Source organism: Fictibacillus sp. NRS-1165, assembly GCF_050468105.1.
In the GTDB taxonomy this organism is placed as follows: Bacteria; Bacillota; Bacilli; order Bacillales; family Fictibacillaceae; genus Fictibacillus_C; species Fictibacillus_C terrinigri.
Genome location: NZ_JBDPNU010000070.1, coordinates 1 through 3,371, shown reverse-complemented (window position 1 = coordinate 3,371; position 3,371 = coordinate 1). Strand labels below are relative to the sequence as shown.

At 36.7% G+C, this 3,371-nt stretch carries 6 protein-coding genes; 1 reads left to right on the top strand and 5 read right to left on the bottom strand.

Features of this window, described 5'->3' with window-relative positions; translation table 11 throughout:
• Positions 1-27 precede the first annotated feature (27 nt).
• The gene (locus ABHN01_RS22980; protein ID WP_429877464.1) at positions 28-297 is read right to left on the bottom strand and encodes a spore gernimation protein GerQ; all 270 of its coding nucleotides are present in this window, start codon (positions 295-297) and stop codon (positions 28-30) included.
• 299 nt (positions 298-596) lie between these two features.
• On the opposite strand from ABHN01_RS22980, the gene ABHN01_RS22975 reads away from it, so the two are divergent.
• Positions 597-1,043, top strand: a complete 447-nt coding sequence (locus ABHN01_RS22975) for a helix-turn-helix domain-containing protein (RefSeq protein ID WP_429877463.1) — start codon at positions 597-599, stop codon at positions 1,041-1,043.
• Between the two features lie 123 nt (positions 1,044-1,166).
• Here ABHN01_RS22975 and ABHN01_RS22970 read toward each other — a convergent pair whose 3' ends face one another.
• The 4 genes from ABHN01_RS22970 to ABHN01_RS22955 all read right to left on the bottom strand — a co-directional run bounded on the left by ABHN01_RS22970 (position 1,167) and on the right by ABHN01_RS22955 (position 3,237).
• Positions 1,167-1,298, bottom strand: coding sequence for a hypothetical protein (locus tag ABHN01_RS22970; protein WP_429877462.1), 132 nt, complete (start codon positions 1,296-1,298; stop codon positions 1,167-1,169).
• A 378-nt stretch (positions 1,299-1,676) separates the two neighbouring features.
• Positions 1,677-2,111 (bottom strand): OsmC family protein, encoded by a 435-nt coding sequence (locus tag ABHN01_RS22965; protein WP_429877461.1) that lies wholly within the window; start codon positions 2,109-2,111, stop codon positions 1,677-1,679.
• A gap of 379 nt (positions 2,112-2,490) precedes the next feature.
• Positions 2,491-2,919, bottom strand: a complete 429-nt coding sequence (locus tag ABHN01_RS22960; protein WP_429877460.1) for an RrF2 family transcriptional regulator — start codon at positions 2,917-2,919, stop codon at positions 2,491-2,493.
• Between the two features lie 183 nt (positions 2,920-3,102).
• Positions 3,103-3,237, bottom strand: coding sequence for a BA3454 family stress response protein (locus ABHN01_RS22955; RefSeq protein ID WP_129479365.1), 135 nt, complete (start codon positions 3,235-3,237; stop codon positions 3,103-3,105).
• Between the last annotated feature and the right edge of the window lie 134 nt (positions 3,238-3,371).

Below are 3,371 nucleotides of genomic sequence, written 5' to 3'. Positions count from 1 at the left end.
AGTTTATTGGGTCCAAATAATCATTATTCAATGAATGGTTCCTTCCTTTCCATTAACGATGGGGGTTGGGCGATTTTGAGGAACAGGTGCTTGAAAAGGTGCTCGTTCATAGAGGGCTTGCAATTCAGTAAGATCCTGCAATGATTGTTGAACATCTTTTTTCATTAAATTCCTCAAATCGTCATCAAAAACCAATCCTTGCATTAATTTAGACTTGGCGATACAAAGCGTTTTAAAGTTAATGGTCTCATGTAAGTCCAAAGACTCGTGGGCAGCTAATACTTTCTGTTGATCCATTTAGATTCCCCTCCTTTTTATCGTAAATACAATGGTATTTTTCCAAACAGAGGATGAAGTATGCTTTACAATATTTCCTACAAAGACCAATTAATTACAAGGATAGAGTAAATCCAACCTGAAAAACCGCTTTATCATCTAAAACACAGAGATAAAGTGGTTTTTTCCTTTTTTGACCAAAATTTATTATGAATTCACATTATTAGTATTGATTTGATTTCATCCAGGTTTATAATCATTAAAAAAAAGATGAAAAGTTTCAGGTGGTTACATTGAGAAAATGGTTATAGCAAAAAAACATGTCTCAGGGAAAAGTCGCATCCGCTGCTTTTATCGACAGGAGCTATTACTCCCAAATTGAATGGGGAAAAAGGGTCCCGAACCAAGAAGTCGCCAGAAGAATAGCCGAAGTACTAAACTTTGATACGGCACGGTTTTACTCGAACTATTTTAATGAACCTTTTAATGAAGTCCTATCCTCCTCACCTGTATCCATTGCCCGCTGCGATTTGGAGCTCCGGTTGGCCTTTAATCCTCCGTCTGATTACGATGCGCCCAATTTCCTACTGGGAAAGAGAGATGATGAATTAATCGACCATGCAGGCTCCAAAGAATTTATGGTATTGAAGTATAAAATCATTAAAACGGACCAACCCAGCGCAAGCTTATTCATTATGACATGTCCGATGGCATTCATATGTATGACATTTTTGGAAAACCAATATAATCAATGGAGGGAAGATTGACGGGCGCCAGTTTTGTTTGCACAGATCTTACTGCCATAAAGCAACAACTCCTTCCGAATAAATGCGAATAGAGGAACAAGGAAAAACAGGTGACCTTTATTCCGGTTCACCTGTTTTTCCTTTTTAAACATGATCTAATCCATCGAACTTGCGGTCATTTTGGCAGCTTTCACAGAGATGAAGAATTTTCGGGGAATCGCCAGCTTCGTGGTTTTCGAGCGGCTCCACCAATCCGCAGATTTCACATTTTTTCATACGTTTGTTCTCCTTTTTTCATCTGAATCACTGAAGAGCATCCTCCACAACATAGCCTCTCTCATGGATGGCCTGAAGAAAATCCTCATAGGACGCCATATTTGGGTCGAAGCTGATGCTTGCTTCGACCCGGCTAATGTTGACATCAACCTGCCCAATACCCCATACATGCTGAAGTGACTTCAATTTCTTAAAAAATTTTTTCCATTAAATAAAACCATATAGCCGTCGGAAACATCATCGTCGCCATGTTTGGCTAAATCATCAAATGTAGAGCTATCAAGTACATCTTTAATGGCATCCCTAATTCGAATCCAAAGCTCCCTTTTTGCCTGCCCCTCTACGCTAACAAATTATATAAATATTCAGGTCAATACTTTACTTAAAGGAAACTTTGGGTTGAACCTCAATTTTAACATCTGCTTTTTTCAATAGATTTCCCACTTCGCATCCCTTTTCTGCCGCTTCTGCAGCTCTTTGTGCTGATTCGATCTGTTCTCGAGTTGCATCAGAAGATAAAACAATATGAGGATAATACGTAATTTTAAACTCATTATCAGCAATGTTAGCCTCAGAATCCACCGTAAGCTCCACTACAGGTAACTTTCTACTTTCTACCACAAACACAAGAGTTGCTGTATAACAAGTTGTCACAGATGAAACAAGTACCTCTTTTGGATTTGCTCCATCCCCGCTTCCTCCTATGGATGCAGGTATAGCAATTTTTGTTTCAAGGAAGTTTGCATTAAGCGTTCCATTCCCTTTTACTCCGTCATTCCAAACAGCGTTCACATTTACTTTCATATTAGCCATGTTTAACACTCCTCAAAAAATATATTGGGTAATCGCAAATTTTTCACGAAAAAAAAAAATTAAAGTTTCCAAACCCGGTGAAATTTAATTTAAAAAAACATAATAATTTGTTCCTTGTTTACCGCCTTAGAAAGTGGCAGTTTCCTAACATTTTTACTTAAAATCGGAATTTTTTTGCCAAGCGTTTTACGATTGTCACTCGTAGCAACCGTTACTTTAACAACTCCTCCAGAATACTCTGTGAATTAATATAACCAATTATTAATTCCCGTCCCCTGATGTTCCCTTAATCCAATCACGCTACAGTCATCGGGGATATATCAGCTAGATAAATCTGTAATATTTTTTATTACATTTAATAAAAAGAAGTCTGCGGCCATCAATCACAGCCGCTATTTTGTTCTTGATTTACAAGATCGACTACTTCTTTAATTGTATAGTTCTTTAAAAATTCACCCAAATGTTCCTCCGCACCTAAGAAAATAGTAAATAATACTCTTTTCATATTCGCGCCCACAATACAATTTTCATTTGAATCAGGACACTTAGGCTGCAGAGCACCTTCAGAGGTTATCATATATATATCCCAAAGATTAACTTCACTAAGGTCTAGAGTAAAAATAAATCCGCCGCCGGTTCCTTCTTTTGATTTTATAAATCCATGTTTTTTTAACAAGCTTAACACTTTACGAATGCGTACCGGGTGGACACCAGCACTCTCTGAGATTGCATCACTTGTTGACATCCGGTCTAGCTGCAACGCAAGAAAAGTTAAACTATGAATGGCAAGCGTAAAATCACTATTCATGGCCCTACCCCCTAAGAAATAAAAAAGCCCTTTAATATACAGTTACCTTTTCACCTTTTAATAATTATAATATAATGTAATATTAAATATTACAGTTTAGCTTGTCAAGCAATAATGGAAACAGCTGTCACCACTTTTTCTAATGAAAAAGCAATTCGATGCCTTGTATAGGCAGTTATACATTTAAAGATCCCATTGTTTTTTGACTTGTTGTTCTGCTATTTTTTTAATTTTTTTCCATGTCATTTCTTTATTTACAATAACGTTGGTTTGATAATTTCTATCTAAAAAATTAACTGTAACGAATACTTCAATCATCGTTTTCCTTCCTCCTTTGAACGTTTTTCCACGTCCGAGTCATCATCTATAAAATTCATTAAGCGCATGTGATACAATAATTAAGCTCGTTTCCTCTAGCTACACTGTAAATTTAATCATTACAGTTTATAGGG

What these genes read in the sequence shown, in the direction of transcription:
- ABHN01_RS22980 (WP_429877464.1), bottom strand. Translation starts at nt 297, where the DNA reads ATGGATCAACAGAAAGTATTAGCTGCCCACGAGTCTTTGGACTTACAT.
- ABHN01_RS22975 (WP_429877463.1), top strand. Translation starts at nt 597, where the DNA reads ATGTCTCAGGGAAAAGTCGCATCCGCTGCTTTTATCGACAGGAGCTAT.
- ABHN01_RS22970 (WP_429877462.1), bottom strand. Translation starts at nt 1,298, where the DNA reads ATGAAAAAATGTGAAATCTGCGGATTGGTGGAGCCGCTCGAAAACCAC.
- ABHN01_RS22965 (WP_429877461.1), bottom strand. Translation starts at nt 2,111, where the DNA reads ATGGCTAATATGAAAGTAAATGTGAACGCTGTTTGGAATGACGGAGTA.
- ABHN01_RS22960 (WP_429877460.1), bottom strand. Translation starts at nt 2,919, where the DNA reads ATGAATAGTGATTTTACGCTTGCCATTCATAGTTTAACTTTTCTTGCG.
- ABHN01_RS22955 (WP_129479365.1), bottom strand. Translation starts at nt 3,237, where the DNA reads ATGATTGAAGTATTCGTTACAGTTAATTTTTTAGATAGAAATTATCAA.